Annotated in this window: 12 protein-coding genes; 2 read left to right on the plus strand and 10 right to left on the minus strand. The window is 61.9% G+C overall.

Translation table 11 applies throughout. From position 1 onward, the window contains the following. Nucleotides 1-5 precede the first annotated feature (5 nt). Together KCX59_RS16760 and KCX59_RS16765 are read right to left on the minus strand one after the other, a co-directional pair. On the minus strand, nt 6-971 hold the full coding sequence (locus tag KCX59_RS16760; RefSeq protein WP_091469285.1) for a carbohydrate ABC transporter permease: 966 nt from the start codon (nt 969-971) through the stop codon (nt 6-8). After that, complete coding sequence (locus KCX59_RS16765; protein ID WP_179019537.1) at nt 968-2,386, minus strand: ABC transporter substrate-binding protein; 1,419 nt, start codon at nt 2,384-2,386, stop codon at nt 968-970. The genes KCX59_RS16760 and KCX59_RS16765 overlap by 4 nt, the downstream gene beginning before the upstream one ends. Nucleotides 2,387-2,541: 155 nt before the next feature. Here KCX59_RS16765 and KCX59_RS16770 point away from each other — a divergent pair, with 155 nt between their 5' ends. After that, nucleotides 2,542-3,450: a phosphatase PAP2 family protein gene (locus KCX59_RS16770; RefSeq protein WP_370629251.1), complete on the plus strand. Its 909-nt coding sequence runs from the start codon at nt 2,542-2,544 to the stop codon at nt 3,448-3,450. A 133-nt stretch (nt 3,451-3,583) separates the two neighbouring features. Here KCX59_RS16770 and KCX59_RS16775 read toward each other — a convergent pair whose 3' ends face one another. Further along, nucleotides 3,584-3,847 carry a hypothetical protein gene (locus KCX59_RS16775; protein ID WP_218649809.1) on the minus strand — a complete coding sequence of 88 codons (264 nt, stop codon included), beginning with the start codon at nt 3,845-3,847 and terminating at the stop codon, nt 3,584-3,586. Between the two features lie 222 nt (nt 3,848-4,069). On the opposite strand from KCX59_RS16775, the gene KCX59_RS16780 reads away from it, so the two are divergent. Beyond that, complete coding sequence (locus KCX59_RS16780; protein ID WP_179019533.1) at nt 4,070-5,425, plus strand: acyltransferase family protein; 1,356 nt, start codon at nt 4,070-4,072, stop codon at nt 5,423-5,425. Between the two features lie 101 nt (nt 5,426-5,526). Here KCX59_RS16780 and KCX59_RS16785 read toward each other — a convergent pair whose 3' ends face one another. The 7 genes from KCX59_RS16785 to KCX59_RS16815 all read right to left on the minus strand — a co-directional run bounded on the left by KCX59_RS16785 (nt 5,527) and on the right by KCX59_RS16815 (nt 19,054). Then, nucleotides 5,527-8,334: a S8 family serine peptidase gene (locus KCX59_RS16785; RefSeq protein ID WP_179019531.1), complete on the minus strand. Its 2,808-nt coding sequence runs from the start codon at nt 8,332-8,334 to the stop codon at nt 5,527-5,529. 204 nt (nt 8,335-8,538) lie between these two features. Then, nucleotides 8,539-11,307: a S8 family serine peptidase gene (locus KCX59_RS16790; RefSeq protein ID WP_256871614.1), complete on the minus strand. Its 2,769-nt coding sequence runs from the start codon at nt 11,305-11,307 to the stop codon at nt 8,539-8,541. A gap of 171 nt (nt 11,308-11,478) precedes the next feature. Beyond that, a complete protein-coding gene (locus tag KCX59_RS16795) occupies nt 11,479-12,696 on the minus strand; it encodes an MFS transporter (protein WP_179019528.1) in 1,218 nt (405 codons plus the stop codon). Between the two features lie 405 nt (nt 12,697-13,101). Beyond that, a complete protein-coding gene (locus KCX59_RS16800; RefSeq protein WP_179019526.1) occupies nt 13,102-15,222 on the minus strand; it encodes a beta strand repeat-containing protein in 2,121 nt (706 codons plus the stop codon). Nucleotides 15,223-15,320: 98 nt separating this feature from the next. After that, nucleotides 15,321-16,418 carry a hypothetical protein gene (locus KCX59_RS16805; RefSeq protein ID WP_178997430.1) on the minus strand — a complete coding sequence of 366 codons (1,098 nt, stop codon included), beginning with the start codon at nt 16,416-16,418 and terminating at the stop codon, nt 15,321-15,323. Nucleotides 16,419-16,531: 113 nt separating this feature from the next. Then, nucleotides 16,532-17,404 (minus strand): MBL fold metallo-hydrolase, encoded by an 873-nt coding sequence (locus tag KCX59_RS16810; RefSeq protein WP_218649808.1) that lies wholly within the window; start codon nt 17,402-17,404, stop codon nt 16,532-16,534. A gap of 93 nt (nt 17,405-17,497) precedes the next feature. Then, nucleotides 17,498-19,054, minus strand: coding sequence for a polysaccharide pyruvyl transferase family protein (locus KCX59_RS16815; RefSeq protein WP_370629250.1), 1,557 nt, complete (start codon nt 19,052-19,054; stop codon nt 17,498-17,500). Between the last annotated feature and the right edge of the window lie 69 nt (nt 19,055-19,123).

Below are 19,123 nucleotides of genomic sequence, written 5' to 3' on the forward strand. Positions count from 1 at the left end.
GGGCCTTACTGGTAGAAGACGAATCGTTTGCTGAGCCGGAACTGCGCGGCGGTGATGGCCATGATGATGAGCGTCAGGATCACGCCGATCGCCGAGGCCTGGCCGAACTCGAGGCGCTGGAATGCGGATTCGAAGATCACCATCACGGCCGTGCGTGTCGAGTCGCCGGGTCCACCGCGGGTGAGCACGTAGGGCTGGTCGAACACCTGCAGTGCGTTGATGATCGCCATGACCGAGGCCACCAGGGTGGTGGGGCTGAGCAGCGGCAGGGTGACGAACCAGTGCTTGCGCCAGCCTGTCGCACCGTCGATCGACGCGGCCTCGTATGTCTCCACCGGAATCGAGGCAAGACCCCCGATGAACAGCAGGAACGAGAACCCGAAGTTCTGCCATACGTACACAAGAATCACGACGGCGGCCGAGCCGCTTGGCGTCGTCAGCCACGGAACCGCTGGGATGCCAACTATGGACAGCAGCCAGTTCACGACGCCGAATTGTTCGTTGAAGAGGTACCGCATGAAGATCGATACCGACGCCGCGGACAGGATCAACGGGAAGAAGAAAGCCGAGCGGAAGAACACCCTGAGCCAGGCCGGGAGCTTCTCCTGCACCATGATGGCCAGGCCAAGGGCCAGTCCGAGTTGGAGGGCAACAGCCACCACCACGAACACGATTGTGTTGAGGAACGACACCCGGACGGTGGGGTCCTGGACCACCTCGGCGAAGTTGTCGAAACCAACGAACGTCGGTGCTGAGATAATGTCCCAGCGGAAGAATGCGAGCGCGATCGAGGCAACGATCGGCAGCAGGGTGAAGATGCCCATGCCCACGATGGTCGGCGCAAGGAAGGCCCAGGGTAGCCAGCGTTGCTGCACGCGTCCGCGCTTGGAGCCTTGTTCGTTCTTGTGGGCGGCATGGCGGCGGCCCGGCTCGCTCCCCGTCCCCGTAGGTGTACTGGTTGCGGTGCTCATGGCTGCCTCCTTAGGGCCAGTTCAAGGTCGCGCTGCATGGAACTGAGGGCGTCCTTGAGTTGCCGCTCGTCACCACTGACAGCCAGGCTTACGTTTTTCATCAGGGCGGTTTCGACGGCGGCCTGCTGGGGTGGCGCTGGGATGGGACCTGTTGTGGGGAACTTGTCCAGGGTGTCGTAGAAGACCTTCCAGTTCCGCGGACCGGTTCCGGCGTAGAGCTGCTCGTTGACCATTGAGCGGCGGGCGGGCGTGGTGTTCGGCGTGGGGAACACGATCTGCATGGCTTCGCGGCTGGAGCTGAACTTCACCCATTCCCACGCGGCATCCTTGTCCTTGGCGGTCTTCATGATCGCGTAGCCCGCCGTGCCGAACTGGTGGCGCTGGCTCCGCCATTTCGGGAAGAACTGGACGTCGAAGTCGTTCTCTGTCATCCCCGCCTCGTGGAGGCCTTGCACCCAGTAGCCGCCTGCCGGCGTCGTACCTATCCTGTTGGAGGCGAAGAGGCCGATCAGGGCGCTGCCGCCGCCTTCCTCCGGCCGGACACCCAATCCGTCCTTGACGAGTCCGCGGAGGTAGTCGAAGGATTCGAAGACGCGGGGATCATCGGCGTTGGGCTCGAGCCACTGGTAGCCGCCGGAGCGGAGGCTGCGCGTGGGGTCGTTGGCGTAGAAGCCGTCCCACAGCCATTCGCCGCCCGGGGACTTGGTTTCCTTGAGGAAGCTGGTGTCGTTTGCGTACAGCCAAGGCACCACTCCGCCGAAGAGACGGTTGGTCCAGTAGTAAGGGGTGAAGTCGGCTGGCTTGGCCTTCTTCATCGCGGCGAGTGTGCTGCGGAAGTCCGTGTGCGTCCAGTTGTCGGAGGGCCGTTCCAGGCCCGCCGAGCGGAGCGATGCAGTGTTGTAGTACATGTTGGCTGCGTTCCAGTCGATGGGGAGCTGGAACAGGCTGCCTTTGTACATGAACGCTTCCACCAGGCTGGGGTGAACGTCCTCGAAGTATTCCTTCATATGGTCGGCGTCGCGGCGCAGGTACTCATCCAGCGGGTGGGCCAGCTTCTCGGCGAAGAGCTGGGCGCCTTCCGTTGCCACGTACACCACGTCCGGCGGCGTCCCTGCGGCAACCATGGTGAGGATCTTGGTGAAGAAGTCCTTCCAGTCCACAGCCTGGATCGCTTGGACCTTGACCTTGATTTCGGGGTGGACCTTCGCGAAAGCGTCAATGACTTTCTGGCGGGCCGCGGCGTCTGCGGCGGTGCCCATGATGGCGATGCTGAGGCTGTTGTCTCCCCGGCCTGGAATGTCGGCTCCCGTCAAGCGTGGCCACGACGCCGCGGTGACTCCAACAATTCCGACGCCGAGGGCTGTGAGGGCACTTCTGCGTGTGAATTCACGCAAAGCCCTATTGGTTCCCGACATGTGGATTTCCTTCCCTAACACGTGTTAGGAAGCTTAAACCTGTGACCTAACACGCGTCAAGCGTCACAGGAATGTTGCCGACGTCTCACAAGGACCCGCCACGCTCGAGGGTGACTCACACGAGCCGTCCAGAGAACTGTGGCAGTCTAGTCAGAATGAGTTCCCAGCAATTCCGCACCAGCGGGAGGTCGAGCAAACGGCCGCTTCAAGGACGCGACGCAGGCGCCGGCAAAGGCTTCCTCTTTTGCCTCGCTACGATCGCCAGCGCCGTTGGCCTGGCCGCGACGTACTACTTCTTTGTGCGCACCACCGCAGGCCAGTTCATTGACGAGTCCGCACTGGTCGAAGCAACCGTACTGGGCGGAACAGCCGGCAGGGCCTCCACCGAATTCCTGGACATGCTTCCCATGCTCTCACTGGCCATCGCCGCGATCATGGTCCTCTTCGTGACCGTCGCCCGCCGACGCTGGACCGCAGCCGGAATCGCAGTCGCAGCGTGCATCGCCGCCAACGCCGCCACGCAGATCCTCAAGCTCCTCATCCCGGACAGGCCCGACCGCGGCGTCCAGACACTTGAACTGAACTCACTCCCCTCCGGGCACACCACGTTGGCCGCTTCCGCTGCAGCCGCGGTGTTCCTTATGGTTTCGCCCCGCTGGCGTCCACTGGCAGGCTTCCTCGGCAGCACGTTCGCAGTAGCCACGGGAGTCTCCACACTCATCAACCAGTGGCATCGCCCCGCCGACGTCGTTGCCGCTTTCCTGGTGGTGGCCGCCGTCATGCTCCCCGCGGGTTGGCTCATCCTCCGCACCGGCAACAGCTGGAATGTGTGGAAGGGGTACGGCGAGCACTGGGCCGCCTCGCGACTGTGGGTCTGGCTCACTGTTGCGGCGCTTGTGATCGCCGGCTTCGTGGCGGTCTACTCGCTGCTGCAGGTGCCCGACCTCAGCACAGACAGCACCATCGACTACTTCTGGGCCGGCACCGCCTTCATCGTGATCGCCGGATACCTGTCTGCGCTCGGCGGCACGTGGCTGTTCGGCCTGGCGGCGCGCAAGGGCTAGCGCGTTATTGCGACGGCCGCGCACCCCTTCGCGCCCCGCGCACCACAAGCACGACGGCGGCGCACCCCTTCGTGCCCCACGCGCCAGTGGTTACGGGGGCAACGGGCACTAAAGGGCGCGCAGTCCCAGGGTACTAATCCGCCGGCCCTACTGAGTCGAAGAACTGGGGCTCCTCCGCAGGAGCAGATCCAGCACGCGCCCGCGCCTGCTCATGGATGAAGTGCCGATCCTCATCCGTGAGGTGCGTGCCACCGTGGGCGTCGACACCTTCGTTCTCTCCCGTTTCCCCGTTAATGATCGCCGTGACAGTCCTCGGCACAATCATGGTTCCCGGATTGTCGATGAGCCACTGCTGCGTGTCCGGTGAGAGCTGGTCCCAAAATTCTTTGATGTGCATAACAATCAGCACTGCCCTTCATTGGTGGGGGGTGGATTCATGAAATGCGCCGCGTGAAACCTCGAATGATCGCGAGTACGGTCCTCTCCAAGGCTACGCCCGGCCATGCCGATCCTGACCAGTAAGTTCCAACGTTTCTGAGGATGACGTCGACTGGCCGTTCTTCATGGGTTACAGTTATTCCAATCGATGGACAAACAGCGGCTAACCCCAGGAGCTCCCATGTCATCTACCCTCAGATCCGCCTCGCACCGAAGTGATGCCCAAGGTCTCGCCGTCTCGGCCTCCCGCGATTTGGTGGTCGACTTCATCCGCGTCGCCTGCATGTTTGCCGTTGTTGCCGTTCATTTGCTCATGATGGGGATCAGTGTGGACGAGTCCGGCATCGGCGTGGGCAATCCCCTTACATCCCTGAGCTGGTTTGCCCAAGGGACATGGTTCGGCCAGGTCATGCCGCTCTTCTTCGTGGTGGGCGGCTTTGCTTCGCTCACGTCGTGGCGCAGCCTGCAACGCAAGGGCGGTGACGCCGGCGACTACCTCAGAAACCGGGTGCTGCGACTGGTCCGACCCACGGTCGCCCTTTACATCTTCCTCGCCATTGCGCTGTGGAGTGCGACGGCGGCTGGTGTCCCCGCTGATCTGCTCGCCGTTATCGCTGCGGGCGCCGGCGTGCAGCTGTGGTTCCTGGCCGCGTACCTGATCTGCCAGGCCATGGTTCCTACGATGGCCAGGTTTCACGAGGCGGCGCCCTACCGGACCATCGCAGCGCTGGCTGCGGGCGCCGTCGTCGTTGATGTTCTTCGCTTGGGCTTGGAGCGCAACCCGTGGGGCTTCGATTCAAACCCGATCGGCCTGCTGAACATGGTGTTCGTTTGGGGACTTCTGCAACAGCTGGGGTTTTTCTACGCCGACGGCTTCTTTGACCGCTTCGCCAAGTGGAAGCTCGTTCTTGCCGCTGGCGGCTGCTACGCCGTGATGGTTCCGCTGACGCACGCCGGTCCCTACCCCGTGGACATGCTGACCAGCCAAAACCCGCCCATGTTCCCGCTGATCCTGGTGGGACTGGCCCACATTCTTTTAGTGAAAGCCGTGTATCCGGTGCTGCAGCGATGCGTCCGCGTCAGCTGGGTGCAGAAGGTGATGTTCGTGGTGGGTAGCCGGGCAATGACCATTTACCTGTGGCACCTGCCGTTGATCATTGCAATGTTTGGGATTGCACTGGTCCTTCGCCTGCCGTTCCCCGAGCCCGCCGGCACCGAGTGGTGGCTCAGCCGGCCACTGTTTTATGTGGCCGCGTGGGCGATGGTGCTGCTGGTTTCCACCCCTCTGGTCCGACTGGAACTCGCCAGCACTGCACTGGCCCCCGGTGCGATCCGGCCCGCCATGTGGCGCATCGTTGCCGGAACTGTCCTGGCCATCGTTCCGCCGTTCGTGGTGATGAGGTCTGCGCTTGACGTCGTGAATGCTACGTGGGGGCTCGTGCTGCTGGTGATCGCCGTGGCTCTGGTGTCCGGCAAGGTTGCTGATCGGGCGTGGAAGACTCCGCGGATTCTCTCAACGGGATCCGTGGCTTCCTGACCTTCCTTGAAAGCCAAACGGCCGCCGAACAACCTGATCAGGTTGTTCGGCGGCCGTTGTTGGTTCAAAGAGGGTCGGGAATCAACGACCTCAATGAACTGCTATGGCATGCGGTACAGGAACGCTGCCATGGCGTCGCGGTTGATGGGTAAAAGCGGTTTGTAGCTGCGTGAGCCATTGGCTTCCAGCCAGCCTGTGGAGATTTCCATCTCCAGCATCCAAGCCATTTCCTTGTAGAACTGCTGCGTGGTGAGCACATCGTGGAACGGTGACGTAGCGGGTTCCTGGAAGTCCGGCTTCTCAGCCAAGCGGTAGAGGAATGCCGCCATGGCATCACGGTTGATCGGAGTCAGGGGCCTGTAGGTCTTGGAGCCGTCGCCCTCCGTCCAACCCGAGGAGATTCCCTTTTCTGCCAGCCAGGCCATCTCTTTGTAGAACTGCTGGGTGGTGGATACGTCCTTGAACGGCGACTGAGCCGGTGCGGTGTAGTCAGGGGAACCGGCGATGCGGTATAGGAACGCTGCCATGGCATCGCGATTGATCGCGGTCAGTGGGCGATAGGTGACAGAGCTGTCCGCCTCAACCCAACCCTTGGAAATTCCAGCGTCAGCCATCCATGCCATTTCCCGGTAGAACTGCTGAGTTGTCAGCACATCCTTGAAGGGCGATACAGCGGGAGGCACAAAGTCCGGGCCCTTGGCGCTGAAGCGTTCAGTCCACTCCACAGTCGAACCTGCTTTGAGCACGAAACCATCCTTGGCCGCTGCCGTGACCGTGATCCGGCCTGTTGCTGGACGGGTTCCCGGCGTAGCCACCTCACCTGCGACGCGGTACTCAACACCCTCCGTTTCAGGGATGGTGTAGGTGTCCTGGTCGGTAAGCGGAGCGTCCACGAACTCAACTGCTGCGGGGGTTACAGCCTTGTCAGCCGGCAGGACTGCAGCAGTCGCTTCGCTGGTCAAGGACACAGTGGTATGGCCAAGCTTGGTGCCAGTCACCGTCACGGTGATCGACGCGCCGATCTCAGCCTCCGTGATGCTGTACTGGGAACCTGTGGCTCCGGCTATCGGATCCTCGTTGCGCTTCCATTCGTATGCGAGGGCTACCGGAGCCGGTCCCCAGGGCTGCACGTCTGCTTTGAGAACGCTGCCAACATAGGCTGGGCCAGTGATCTTCGGGGAAACCGAGTAGATATCCGCAGGCGTGATGGGGGCAGTAGGGGCCGAGGTTGCCGACACGCTCGCGGCATATGTCTTCGCTCCGGTTACCTTCACCGAGATGACTGCGTTTGCGTCTTCGGGGGCAAGCACATACTGGTCAAGCCTTTGATAGGGAATAGGATCCCCGTTGCGCAGCCATTGGTAGCTCTTGAGTACCTGGCCTGGGCTCCAGTATCCCGGATTGGCGGTCAGCATCGCGCCCACCTTTGTCTGACCATAAATGGTGGGCGTTCCTGGAATGATGGGCGCTACATCTTCGGCGAGCATTTTGAGGGCCTTGCCAGCGTCCACAAAACCGGCCCCGCAGTTACAGTTGTAGACCGGCCGGGCTGTCTCCTTAATTCGCTGCTCGATGTCGGCGGGGGTCAGCGCGGGCAGCTTGGAGTACATCATCGCGGCCACCGCAGCTACATGCGGGGCAGCCATGGAGGTGCCTTCTTTGAGGTAATAGTCCTCGGTCGTGGCTACATCCAGACCATCGTTCAGCGTTGACACGATGCCGTCGGCACCGGAAAACCTCATGTCGCCACCCGGCGCAGCAACATCTACGTTCACGCCGAAGTTGGAGTAATAGGCCTTGTTGCCGTCCTTCTTGGTAGCGCCCACAACCAAGACGTTTTTGCAGTTAGCCGGCCTGACCTGCGATGCGTCAATGTTCTCGTTGCCCGCAGCGACTACTACGGAGGCACCCTTGCCGCGGGCAAAATCTGTTGCATTCTGGTATGAGGCCGGGCAAACTCCGCGGCCGCCGAGGCTGAGGTTGATAACGCGTGCGGGATTGGCGTTTGCAGGGACTCCGGCAACGGTTCCACCGGCGGCCCAGACGATCGCGTCGGCGATGTCTGAAATGTAGCCGCCGCAGATACCCAGTGCTCGAACCGGGACAATCTTTGTCTTGGGGGCTACCCCGGCAACTCCCTTGCCATTCCCGGCAACGGCACCAATAATTCCTGCTACATGCGTTCCATGCCACGAGGACGCTTCAGAAGGCCAGCCCACGCCGCACTGCCCGTAGTACGTCCCATCGCCTTCATCACGCGGGTTTGAGTCACGGCCGTTACCGTCGCGGGCTATTTCCGGCTCGCTGATCATGTCGTAGCCGGGAAGGACGTTCGCGTTCAGGTCGCTGTGGTTCAGGATGCCGCTGTCGATAACCGCAACAACGCTCCCCTCACCCTGGCTTACATCCCACGCACCAAGTACGCCCATGCCACCGTTGCCTGTGCCGTGCGCCCACTGGAGGTTGTAATAGGTGTCATTAGGCGAGTCAGCAAAGGGCCTCATGATGGAGTCCGGCTCGGCGTACTCAACGCTCGGGTCAGCCGCCAAGGTGGAAACGAGTTCGCTGGCTTCTGCAGGTGCGAGCTTCCGGTCAGTCCTGACCACCTCTTCGCCCGTGGCCATGGTGCGTACAGCTTGTACAGGCACTCCCACGGCACTGGCCGCCCGGCCGAACGACGACTTCCGATCGACGGATTGGATGCCGTCCCGTTCTTTGAACTTCACGATGAACTGATCCGTGGGAATTTCCTCGGAACTAGTGGACATCGTCTTAGGTGCGGCACTCGGCGTAGGCGCCGGTGTTCCATCCGCTACGGCCGGGAACGCCGGAAGGGCGGCACCAACCAAGGCGATAACGCCCGCAACAATTACTTGAGAGCGCACACTGGCTCTCCGTCGGATCTGCATAAAACAGCGCCCTCTACTAAGACGCCCCCAAGAGCGCGGAAAAATGGCCGCGAGAGTGCGGCCAGCATGAGTTTAGCCACAGTTTGGACTTTCCTGCGAATTCCCTGTGAGTCTGGGAGATCGCTTCAAAAATGGCCGGGGCCAGCTGCAGAAAGTCCTGCAACCGGCCCCGGTTGATTTTCGCTTGTTCCTCGCGATCGTGCGCTATGGCATCCGATACAGGAAAGCAGCCATGGCATCGCGGTTGATTGGTGAGAGGGGCTGATAAGTGCGTGATCCGTAAGCATCAGTCCAGCCGGAAGAAATACCGGATTCGTACATCCAGGCCATCTCCTTGTAGAACTGCTGACTTGGGCTGACGTCGTTGAAGGGCAGCCACGGCGGGGCCACATAGTCAGGCTTGTTCGCCAGCCGGTAAAGGAAGGCGGCCATGGCGTCACGGTTTATAGGTGTCACCGGCTTGTACGAACGTGCGCCATTTACAGTCCATCCGGTCGAAATGCCGGTCTCCGCCAACCAGGCCATCTCCTTGTAGAACGGCTGGGTTGTCAGCACGTCTTTGAAGGGCGACTGGGCAGGCGGTGTGTAGTCGGGCGAACCAGCCATGCGGTAAAGGAATGCTGCCATGGCGTCACGGTTTATCGGAGTAAGCGGACGGTAGGTGCGGCTCTTATCTGCTGCCACCCAACCCTCAGAAATTTTCCGATCGGCCATCCACGACATTTCCTTGTAGAACTGCTGCGTCGTCAGGACATCCTTGAAAGGTGAAACGGCTGGAGCGGTAAAGTTTGGCCCCCTCATGCTGAAGTAAGCGGTCCATTGGGCTGGAGCTCCTGTTCGGAGCATGTATCCATCTTCGGCCTTCGCAACAACTCTCACCTGCCCTCTGGCCAGGTGCGTCCCCGCTGCTACCGTGACGCCATCCACTTGGTACTCAACACCCGGAGATGCTGGAATCGTGTACCGATCGCCTTGCATGTAAGGGGCCTCGGCGAAAGTGGCGGGTAGGGGGGAAACCACTTTGTCCGCCGGTACCACAGCCACAGTTGGCTTACTGCTAAGTGACTGTGTTGTGTAGCCGACCTTGCTCCCGGTCACTGTGACGCTGATGGGCTTACCGGCGTCCTCGTTGACGACGCTGTAGTCCTTTCCCACTGCCCCGGCAATAGGAGCTCCCCCTAGATTCCACTGATAGAAGTGGTCCACAGGGGAAGGTTCCCAAGTACCTGTTTCAGCGGTAAGGACACTGCCGACGTAGGCACTGCCGCTAATTGTGGGCTCTACTGCAGCTAGCGGCCCCGGAGCAATGGGAGCCGTCGGCGCAGACACTGCCGAGGCTGATGTCCCGTCCGCTCGAACCCCGGTTTGAGTGATGGACAAAGTCGCACCCAGGTCCTCGGGTGTCAAGGTGTAGGAAAAAGGGTAACCATCGGGGATGGGAACGCCGTTCCGATTCCATTGGTAGTGCATCGCAAGTCGTCCGACTGGAACCCACGGGCTTGTATAGACAGTGAGAGTTTCGCCTACTTGCGGCTTGCCTTCAATAGTTGGCTTGCTTGGAACGATGGGCGTCACATCCATCCACACATCCTTCAAAGCCGCCGCAGCATTCAGCAACCCGGTACCGCAGACAGCACAGTAGCTCATTAGAGAGATATTGGCGCGAAGCCTCTGTTCCACTTCGAACGGCGTCGCAGATGGCTTCATCACAGTGATCATGGCTGCGACGGCGGAAACGTGCGGAGCCGCCATGGAGGTTCCGGCCTTGATGTAATACTCTTCCCCTGTTGCAACGTCTCGACCATTGTTCAGCGTGGATACGATGCCATCGGTAACCTGATACCTCATGTCACCTCCAGGGGCTGAGAGGTCTACGTTATTGCCGTAGTTGGAGTAATACGCACGTTGCTTTGCGCGAGTACTGGCAGCCACAGTGATTACGTTCCGGCAGTTTGCAGGGCTGACGTATGCGGCATCGATGTTTTCGTTTCCGGCTGCCACCACTACAGCCGCGTTGCGCGTCGACGCGAAATCCAGAGCGCTCTGGAACGAAGAGGGGCACGCCGCCTCCGCTCCCAGGCTGAGATTGACAACCCGTGCAGGATTGGGATTGACCGGCACGCCGGGAACGTTACCGCCTACGGCCCAGACGATTCCGTCGGTGATGTCCGAGGTGTAACCGCCGCACAATCCCAGCACCCTGACTGGCACTACTTTGGCTTTGGGCGCTACACCCGCCACGCCTTTACCATTTCCGGCAACGGCAGCAATAATGCCGGCCACATGCGTTCCATGCCATGACGATGATTCTGCAGGCACTCCTACACCGCATTGACCGGCGCTGTTGTAGTCGCCCTTGTCGGTGGGGTCCGCATCCCGACCATTGCCATCGCGTGCCACCGCAGCCGTGCTGATCATGTCATAGCCCGGGAGGATATTGGGGTTTAGATCACTGTGATCAAGGATACCGGTGTCGACGACGGCAACCACGCCCCCTTCACCCTGGCTCAAGTCCCATGCCTCCCGGACATGAATTCCCCCTGGCTCAACCGAGTGGGCCCACTGGATGGGATAGTAAGTATCATTCGGCGCCACGGAATACGGTCGCATAATAACGTCCGGCTCGGCGTACTCAACATTGGGATCCGCAGCCAGAGCTGAAATGAGATCGTCGGCTTCCTCGGGGGCAAGCTTTCGATTCGTCTTGATGACGTCACCGCCCGTAGCTGTAGTTCGCACAGCTTGGACGCTGGCGCCCACGGCGCTTGCGGCACGGCCGAAGAAGGACTCCCGTTCGGCCGATTGGATGCGGTCTCGCTCCTTGAACCTCACGATGAACTGGTCCGTGCTGACCTTGGAATTGTTCGGCACGACGGCAGGTGGTGGCTGGGGAACATCCGCGACGGCCGGGAGCGCCGGCAGGGCGGCTCCCACCATTGCGATAATGCCGGCAAAAATTACTTGAGAGCGCATGCGGGCTCTCCGTCGGATCTGCATAAGACAGCGCCCTCTGCTCAAACGCCCCCAAGAGCGCGGAAAAATGGCCGCGAGACTGCGGCCAGCATGAGTTTAGCCACACTTTGGACTTTCCTGCGAATTACCTGGGAGGCTCCCGGCGCTTGGGGCTAATCCACCATAAGAAAGCTAATAGTTACGCCGGTGCTTCAGGCGTGGAATTGCGACGGCGAACACCACCGCCGCTGCGAAGCCCAGTACACCTGTGGCCCAGATACCCGCCGACAACGAGATCGCAGCCGTCAGCGCGGACAACAGCACGGGTCCACCCGTGGCACCGGAGTCGGCCATGAATCGCCAAATGCCCAGGAAGTGACTTCGACCGTTATCCGGCGAGAAGTCAGCTCCCAGCGTCATGATGAGCCCTGAGCTGATCCCATTGCCGAAACCGATCAGCAAGGCAACGAGGAGAAGCGGGACGAGCCCGGCCGACAACGGCACCAGGATTAAGGCAGTCCCCATGATCACAGTGGACGGGATGGCCACCCATTGCCGCCCCTTCTTATCCATGAGCTTCCCGGCCGGGTAAAACACCAGCATGTCGATCGCCCCGGACAAGCCGAAGATCAACGAAGCGTGGGTGGCATCAAGTCCCAGATGGTCCGCCCACAGTGGGATCACCACCTGTCGCGAAGCACGCAACGCACTCAGCAGGAGGATGCCAAAGCCGACCGTCAGGAACACTCCGGCATGGGAAACCGCGACGTTCCGCAAGGTGGACGCGGGAGGTGGTGGACCGCCGTCGGCAGCTTTTGGGGCGACCAGATCCGGGATGGTGAGCGACAAGGCAGCGGCAGCCATCATGCCACCGAAGCCCACCCAGTACGCACCGCTGATCCCGGCGAACTGCATCACGCCGGCGCCCACGAATGGCCCGATGAAGAGGCCGATCCTGGTGACGCCGCCCAGGGTCGAGAGGGCTCGCGCGCGGAACATGACAGGGACGGCCTCGGTGAGAAATTTTTGCCGAGCGAGGTTGAAGACGCTGGCGGACATCCCCACCAGGGTCATGGAGGCGGCCAACAGCCAAAGTCCGTGTTCCATTTGCGGTGCAAAGGCTGCCGCTCCGAGGGCGATCGCGCCTACAGCACCGGCTCCGACGATCGACCATCGTTCGCCGAACTTCTCAGTGATGATCGACGCCGGAATGTTGAAGAACCAGGAACCCAGACCGATCAGCGTCACGATCAATGCCGATACCGCCACCGATGCGCCGAGGTCGCGGGCGGAGAGCGCGATGACCGGGAGGACAGCCCCCTCACCGAGACAGAAAAGCACAGCTGGCCCGAATGCCGGTAGCGCGACGCTGCGGAGGCTGAAGTTTTTGTCTGCTTGGGTGGTGGTCATCCCTTTCATCCTATGACCGTCGTTGGCGGGCCGAGGGGCCACATTACGTTTCGCACTCCCGGTCGGGGGCTGCTGCGCACCCGTTGCCGCCTGGCGCTCCCCTTCGTGGTCAGACCCGCACCACTTCACGCCAATCGCACCAGAGGCGACAGGGGCGATCGGCGGGTACGGGTGCGATCGAGCCCGGCTGGCTGGCACGCACGGGTTTCCGTGCTGCGCACCCGTTGCCGCCTGGCGCTCCCCTTCGTGGTCAGCCCCGCACCACTTCACGCCAATCGCACCAGAGGCAACAGGGGCGATCGGCGGGTACGGGTGCGCACAAGTCTGCTGCTTGGTCGCAGTTGTTGCGGCTCCGGGAAGCCGGAGCCGCAACAACTACATGCGAGATGAGATTGCTTCCCTTGCTTAGCGGAGGTTAGCCACTGCCTTCCGGCGACCTGCTGCTGCGAGCACCAAGCCCATCAGGAGCATGGCGCTTGCCCAGAGAACCCAGGTTCCGTTCAGTCCCGTTTTGGCCAAGGTGTTGGCGCTTCCGACGGCGGTTGAGACTGCCGCGGTCACTGCACCTTGGGTGTTACCAGCGGCTACTACGGTGCCGGCATGGGTGCCGACAGGTGTGCTGGCTTGTACTCCGACAGTCGTGCCGGTTGAGCCTGCAGCCGGGGTGTTGCTGCCGGTTTCTCCACCGGCGCTAGGGCTGCCACCGGCAGCAGGCGGGTTCACGACGGGCGGGTTCACAACCGGAGGGTTCACAACCGGAGGGTTCACAACCGGAGGGTTCACAACCGGAGGGTTCACAACCGGAGGGTTCACGGTACCGGCCGAGCCGCCGCCGATGCCCACCGAGGTGGAACCAACGGTGACAGGAGCAGTGATCGGGATGACCAGCTGAGTGCCTGAGAGAAGTCCTCCGTTGCCGGAAGTGGTGCTCCCGGAGGTGGTACCCGTCGGAGCAGTTCCGCCGGTGGTGCCGGTGTTCGTGGCCGAAGAGTCACCCAACAGACCAGCCGACGTGGAACCAAGGTTCACCGGAGCAGTAATCGGAGCGACTACCTGAGTCCCCGAACCAATGCCATCCGACCCCGACGTGGTGCTCCCGGAGGTGGTACCCGTCGGAGCAGTTCCGGCCGTGGTGCCGGTGTTCGTGGCCGAAGAGTCACCCAACAGACCAGCCGAGGTGGAACCAAGGTTCACCGGAGCAGTAATCGGAGCAACTACCTGAGTCCCCGAACCAACACCATCCGAACCCGACGTGGTGCTCCCGGAGGTGGTACCCGCCGGGGCCGAAGTTCCGGCCGTGGTGCTGCCGTTCGTGGCCGAAGAGTCACCCAACAGACCAGCCGAGGTCGAACCAAGGTTCACCGGAGCAGTAATCGGAGCAACTACCTGAGTCCCCGAACCAACACCATCCGAACCCGACGTGGAAGCACCCGACGTAGCCGGGGCCGAAGTTCCGGCCGTGGTGCCGGTGTTCGTGGCCGAAGAGTCACCCAACAGACCAGCCGAGGTGGAACCAAGGTTCACCGGAGCAGTAATCGGAGCAACTACCTGAGTCCCCGAACCAACACCATCCGAACCCGACGTGGTGCTCCCGGAGGTGGTACCCGCCGGGGCCGAAGTTCCGGCCGTGGTGCTGCCGTTCGTGGCCGAAGAGTCACCCAACACACCAGCCGAGGTCGAACCAAGATTCACCGGAGCCGTAATCGGAGCAACTACCTGAGTCCCCGAACCAACACCATCCGAACCGGAAGTGCTGCTGCCGGATGTCGTTCCCGCCGGAGCCGCAGTTCCGCCGGTTGTGCCGGTGTTCGTAGCGGACGAGTCTCCGCCAACACCCACGGCAGTGGCTCCGATGTTAACAGGGACCGAAATCGGAGCCACTACCTGAGCGCCGGACGCGATACCCTCTCCCCCCGACGTCGTTGCCTGCGCCGGCGTTTGGGCCGGAGCAGGAGCTGGTGCTGGTGCAGGAGCTGGTGCTGCCGATGTGGCAGCTGAGTCGCCAAGTACACCGGCCGACGTCGAACCCACCGTGATGGGGATCGTCACCGGTGCGACAACCTGGGTTCCCGAAGCGATACCGTTGGAGCCGCTGGTGCTGGCTGCCGGCGTCGAACTTGCCGCTGAAGCAGGAGCGGCAGGTGTGGCTGAGCTCGCCTCAGTGGAGCCCCCCAGCAGACCCACTGACGACGAGCCCAGGTTTATGGGCACCGTTACCGGAGCAACTACCTGCGTTCCGGAGCCGATGCTGTTCGCGCCGTTGGTGCTGGCCGCCGGCGCTGTAGCGGACCCTGAACCTGCAGCAGGTGCCGACGCGGACGTCGTAGCTGCTGAATCCCCCAACAGTCCAAGTGATGTTCCGCCGAGGCTGACCGGCGCTGTTACTGGCGCTACCACCTGCGTTCCGGAAAGGAGTCCGTCCTTGCCGCTGGTGGTGTCCGCGGCGTTTGCCGCAGTAGCGCTGAGGACGATCATGCCCCCGGCAAAGCATGTGCCAATGAGGCACTTGCGTATGGTCGTGTTCATTTTGATTCTCTCCTGAAGGCCTTGTTCCCAAGGACGTCCGAGTGACGGATCGCCCGAATGACCGTCTGCCGCGAAGTGCTGCGCGGCCGGCTGGGGAACTAGTCAGGAGAAGAGCCGGGGTCGAAGCAGACCGGCTTTGGATGTTGTTCAGCATCGGCCGATTCCAGGCCGGGAAGAGCGTCTACGGGAATGATCAGTGCGTCGTGAAGGAAGGCGGCTGCCTGGCTGGGCGGACCGTTTTGGGAGTTGCCGGAACCGGCTCCCGTGAGGCCGGCGGGTGCGGTCGCAGGGTCCGTGGGCAGCCTCGAGGGCGACGCGGGATCGGCGGCTGAGGAGGCGCCGCCGAGCACCGCGGTAATCCCAGTAGGACCAAAATTGCGGGTGGGTGTCAGCATCGCTGGAGCTTCAGCGACCACCCCTGAAGGGTTCGCCTGGACGTCCAGTTTGCTGGGCTCCGGAAGCGTTGCGTCCGTTGAACTTTCGACGCCGGTAGTCGCCAAAGCGCCAGCGTCCGCCGTAGCGGGGACATTTGAAACGCCACTGCCTGGCGCATTCGGGATCCCGGCCACCGGAGAGGTCCCGGGGTCAACAACCGGCGGTGCCGTAACAGGCGGCACGACCAAGGGCGGGACCGTAACAGGTGGGACTGTTACCGGCGGGACGATGGCGTCGACGGGTGCCAGAACGGTGTCCACCACGCCGACAATCGGTTCCACGATCGGGTTTACCGCGTCTGTAACGGGTTCCAAACGAGCGGGTTCCAGAACTTGATTTACCGGCGGAACAACAACGTTGACCGTGTGATCCACGGTGTCAGTGGCCGGAACCACGACAGTGTTCACCACGGTTCCGGCGGTGTTCGGAGGAACCACTTGGTTGACTACCGGAACCTCGGCAACCACATGATCAACCGTGCCCCCAACATGTTCCGCGATGGGCGTCACCGCTGGCACGTGAACGTTGATCTGTTGGGTCGGAACTAATCCTTTGACCAGGTTCGGCAGGGGCACGTTCGGCACCGGAACACTGACGGAACTGGAGGACGCGACACTGCCCAAAAGGGTTTTGTCGGAAGTTCCAGTGTCTGCGCTCGCGGCCGAAGCGGAGAGGGCCATCCAGATTGCGGTACCGGCGCCCGCGACCATGACAGAGCGGAGAATGCTGGTAGCACGCGGGAAAACGCGTGAACCCTTCATCTCGACACCCCCAGGTAGTCGCGAACCAATGGTCGCCTTCATCCTAGGACGGGACTAAGCCATTAGTCCATGGGTGAGAGTAAACAAGATGACAAATTTGTAAGGAACCTTGTTTAAGAAGGGTAGGAACCCGTTTTACCGGGCCCAAAGTCCGGAGTACCTAATGACGAACGTCCCTGGGCATTGGTTTCCTGAAGCCGTTTGATAAACCAACGGGATTGTTCCGGACCGTAAGGCAGCACAGGAATGGCCTTGGTGGCGTCGGAAGGCATGTCGCGAATGGACTGTGTTGCCTGCCGGACTGCGGTGCTCATGGTGTCCGCCATGGTTTTCACGAACTCATCACTGACGGGCCTGCCGTGGCCCGGGACCAGGAACTCGTAGCGGTGGCGCAAGGCCGAGATGTGCCGCAGCGCGTCCGCCCACTCCTCCGGATAGGAGTCCTCGAACGACGGATGCGCGCCGTGTTCAACCAAGTCCCCCACATACAGCGTGGAGCTGGTGCCAACAAGAAGGTCACCGTCGGTGTGCGCGCGTCCCAGGTAGAAAAGCGTGGCGGTAATGCCGCCAAGGTCAACGAGGACAGGCTGGTCGTGGACCAGTGCGTTGGGGACAACGATGTCGACGGCGTCGCCCTCCCCCGCTGCCATCTCAGGTTCGTTGGTGGCCACGAAGCGCCGCTGGTTGTCGGCGTCGCGTTCTATGGTCGCCGCACAATTGGCGTGCGCCCAAAACTCCGTGACGCCGTCGTCGGCAAATACTGCGTTGCCGAAGAAGTGGTCGTAGTGCGCGTGGGTGTTCACCACAACCAGCGGAAGCTGGGTCTTTTCGCGGACTGCAGCGAGGATCTCGCGGCCCTGGCGCGGACCGCAGCCGGTGTCGATGACCATGGCGAGCTCAGAGCCCACCACAAGTCCGGTGTTGAGTAACGATCCCTCGGTTTCCAAGACGTAGTTGTCCGGTCCGAGTTCTAGCCAAGCTGACAATTCGTGCTCCGTATCCACTGCAATCCGGCGATGTTCAGGCCTCCACTCTACCCACGGAACCCGGACGAACGCTGGAAGGCTGGCGGATGTTCCTTAGCGCCGGAGCAGCCTGAGCCTTCGGCCAGCACGCACCAACAAAGAGGACTTCAGCGACTGAAGCTCGTGTTGGAGTTGCTCGCGCTCCGAGTTCCTTGCTGAGAGCGCTTCAGTAAGTCCGTTCAGTTCGCCCCGCAACCGGTCCCGCTCCGCTTCCACAGCGCCTAGGCTCCCCCGGGTGTCTTCCAGGACGTGGGTCAGTCCGAAGAGCTCTACCGACTGGTGGCCGATGTGCAGTTCATTGTTGGCCGTCAGCTTGGCCACGGACGGATGCTCACCGGACGCGAGTTCGAGGAACGCCGGTTCCGGACTTTCAAGGACCGGCGCCTCTGGCTTGGCCCCCTTCAAAGTCTCGACGACGGCGTCCCACCAGGCGCGTTGGAACTCGCCTTGCGTCCGGCTGAGTTGCTTCAGGTAGGCACTGATGTCATCGCGGCCGGCCCACAACTGATCTATGTACGTATCGAATTCCGGAGTGGCCAGGTGCCGCAGGGAACGCATGGCGTGGCCGAGGCCCCAGTTCGCCAGTGCGCCGCCGATACGTACCTCGCCGTAGTAATCCACGGCGATGCCCAGGCAAGGAACACCCGCTGACAGTGCGAAGACAATCGGGTGGTACCGGCTCGCCACCACAAACCCGGCCTGCATTGTCAGCGACGCGGATTCCTCAGCGGACAGCTGGCCGCAGACCACCACGTTCTCCGTATGCATCCTTTGCCGGATGTCCTGGTGGGTTTCGATGTCGATGTCCGCCTGGCCCGGGTGGGACATGTGGGGGATCATCACGACGTCCAGGTTCCCGGCGTCGGCGATTCTGTCCAGCACCTCAGCGATGCGCTGGTTGAAAGCGCCCTTATCCATGGCACCGGTACCGGGCGCGAACGTGGCTACCAGGAATGGTCGGCCAGGTTGGGGCTTGTAGGTGGTTTGGTCCGGTTCAATGCCCGTTGCAGGGTCGTGGTCGACCTCAAGGAAGCTCGCGTCGTCGAGCGTCAAGCCTGCGGGCACGTCCGCGTTCCGCATCAGCTCCCAGGAGGTCTGCTCGCGGACGCTGGTGAGCGTCGCTGAGCGGAAAAGCTCGACCACTGTGTCGTAATCGGGTCCCGTGAGGACGGGTCCAACTGTCTGTCCGGAAATAACCAGCGGCTTACCCAAGGCATTGGCAATGGCTCCAACGGCCGCCCGCTCATAGAGCAGCCAGCCGTAGGGCGAAGTCATGTTCCCGCCGCCGGCGATCACCACGCCGTCGCAAGTCTTCATGGTCTCGATGAGCGCATGGACCTGATCCTCAGCGGGGAGGGCAGTCATGTCGCCCGCGAGGATGGCACGGATTTCCCGGAGGTACGTCTCGCGCCTGTGCGGAGGCCACGGGAATTCCAGTGTCTTCACCGAGGAAGTCCCGAAAATTCGGGTGCTCTGCTCCGGATCCCGGGACAGCAGGACAATGTCGGAAACTCCCCGGGCGCGTAGTTCGTCCACTACGGCATGGGTCATAGCTTCGTCGCCCACGTGATAAACGGGCTGACCAATATCTCCAAGAACTACGACTCGCACGGCACTCCGGTGGTTGGACGCAAAAGGGTTTAGGACGAAAGGGTTTAGGACGCAAAAAACAGCTTCCAG

Source organism: Paenarthrobacter nitroguajacolicus (assembly GCF_051027655.1).
GTDB lineage: Bacteria > Actinomycetota > Actinomycetes > Actinomycetales > Micrococcaceae > Arthrobacter > Arthrobacter nitroguajacolicus.

Excerpts from the sequence above, each read along its gene's own strand:
- KCX59_RS16760 (WP_091469285.1), bottom strand. The coding sequence starts at position 971 with ATGAGCACCGCAACCAGTACACCTACGGGGACGGGGAGCGAGCCGGGC.
- KCX59_RS16765 (WP_179019537.1), bottom strand. The coding sequence starts at position 2,386 with ATGTCGGGAACCAATAGGGCTTTGCGTGAATTCACACGCAGAAGTGCC.
- KCX59_RS16770 (WP_370629251.1), top strand. The coding sequence starts at position 2,542 with ATGAGTTCCCAGCAATTCCGCACCAGCGGGAGGTCGAGCAAACGGCCG.
- KCX59_RS16775 (WP_218649809.1), bottom strand. The coding sequence starts at position 3,847 with ATGCACATCAAAGAATTTTGGGACCAGCTCTCACCGGACACGCAGCAG.
- KCX59_RS16780 (WP_179019533.1), top strand. The coding sequence starts at position 4,070 with ATGTCATCTACCCTCAGATCCGCCTCGCACCGAAGTGATGCCCAAGGT.
- KCX59_RS16785 (WP_179019531.1), bottom strand. The coding sequence starts at position 8,334 with ATGCAGATCCGACGGAGAGCCAGTGTGCGCTCTCAAGTAATTGTTGCG.
- KCX59_RS16790 (WP_256871614.1), bottom strand. The coding sequence starts at position 11,307 with ATGCGCTCTCAAGTAATTTTTGCCGGCATTATCGCAATGGTGGGAGCC.
- KCX59_RS16795 (WP_179019528.1), bottom strand. The coding sequence starts at position 12,696 with ATGACCACCACCCAAGCAGACAAAAACTTCAGCCTCCGCAGCGTCGCG.
- KCX59_RS16800 (WP_179019526.1), bottom strand. The coding sequence starts at position 15,222 with ATGAACACGACCATACGCAAGTGCCTCATTGGCACATGCTTTGCCGGG.
- KCX59_RS16805 (WP_178997430.1), bottom strand. The coding sequence starts at position 16,418 with ATGAAGGGTTCACGCGTTTTCCCGCGTGCTACCAGCATTCTCCGCTCT.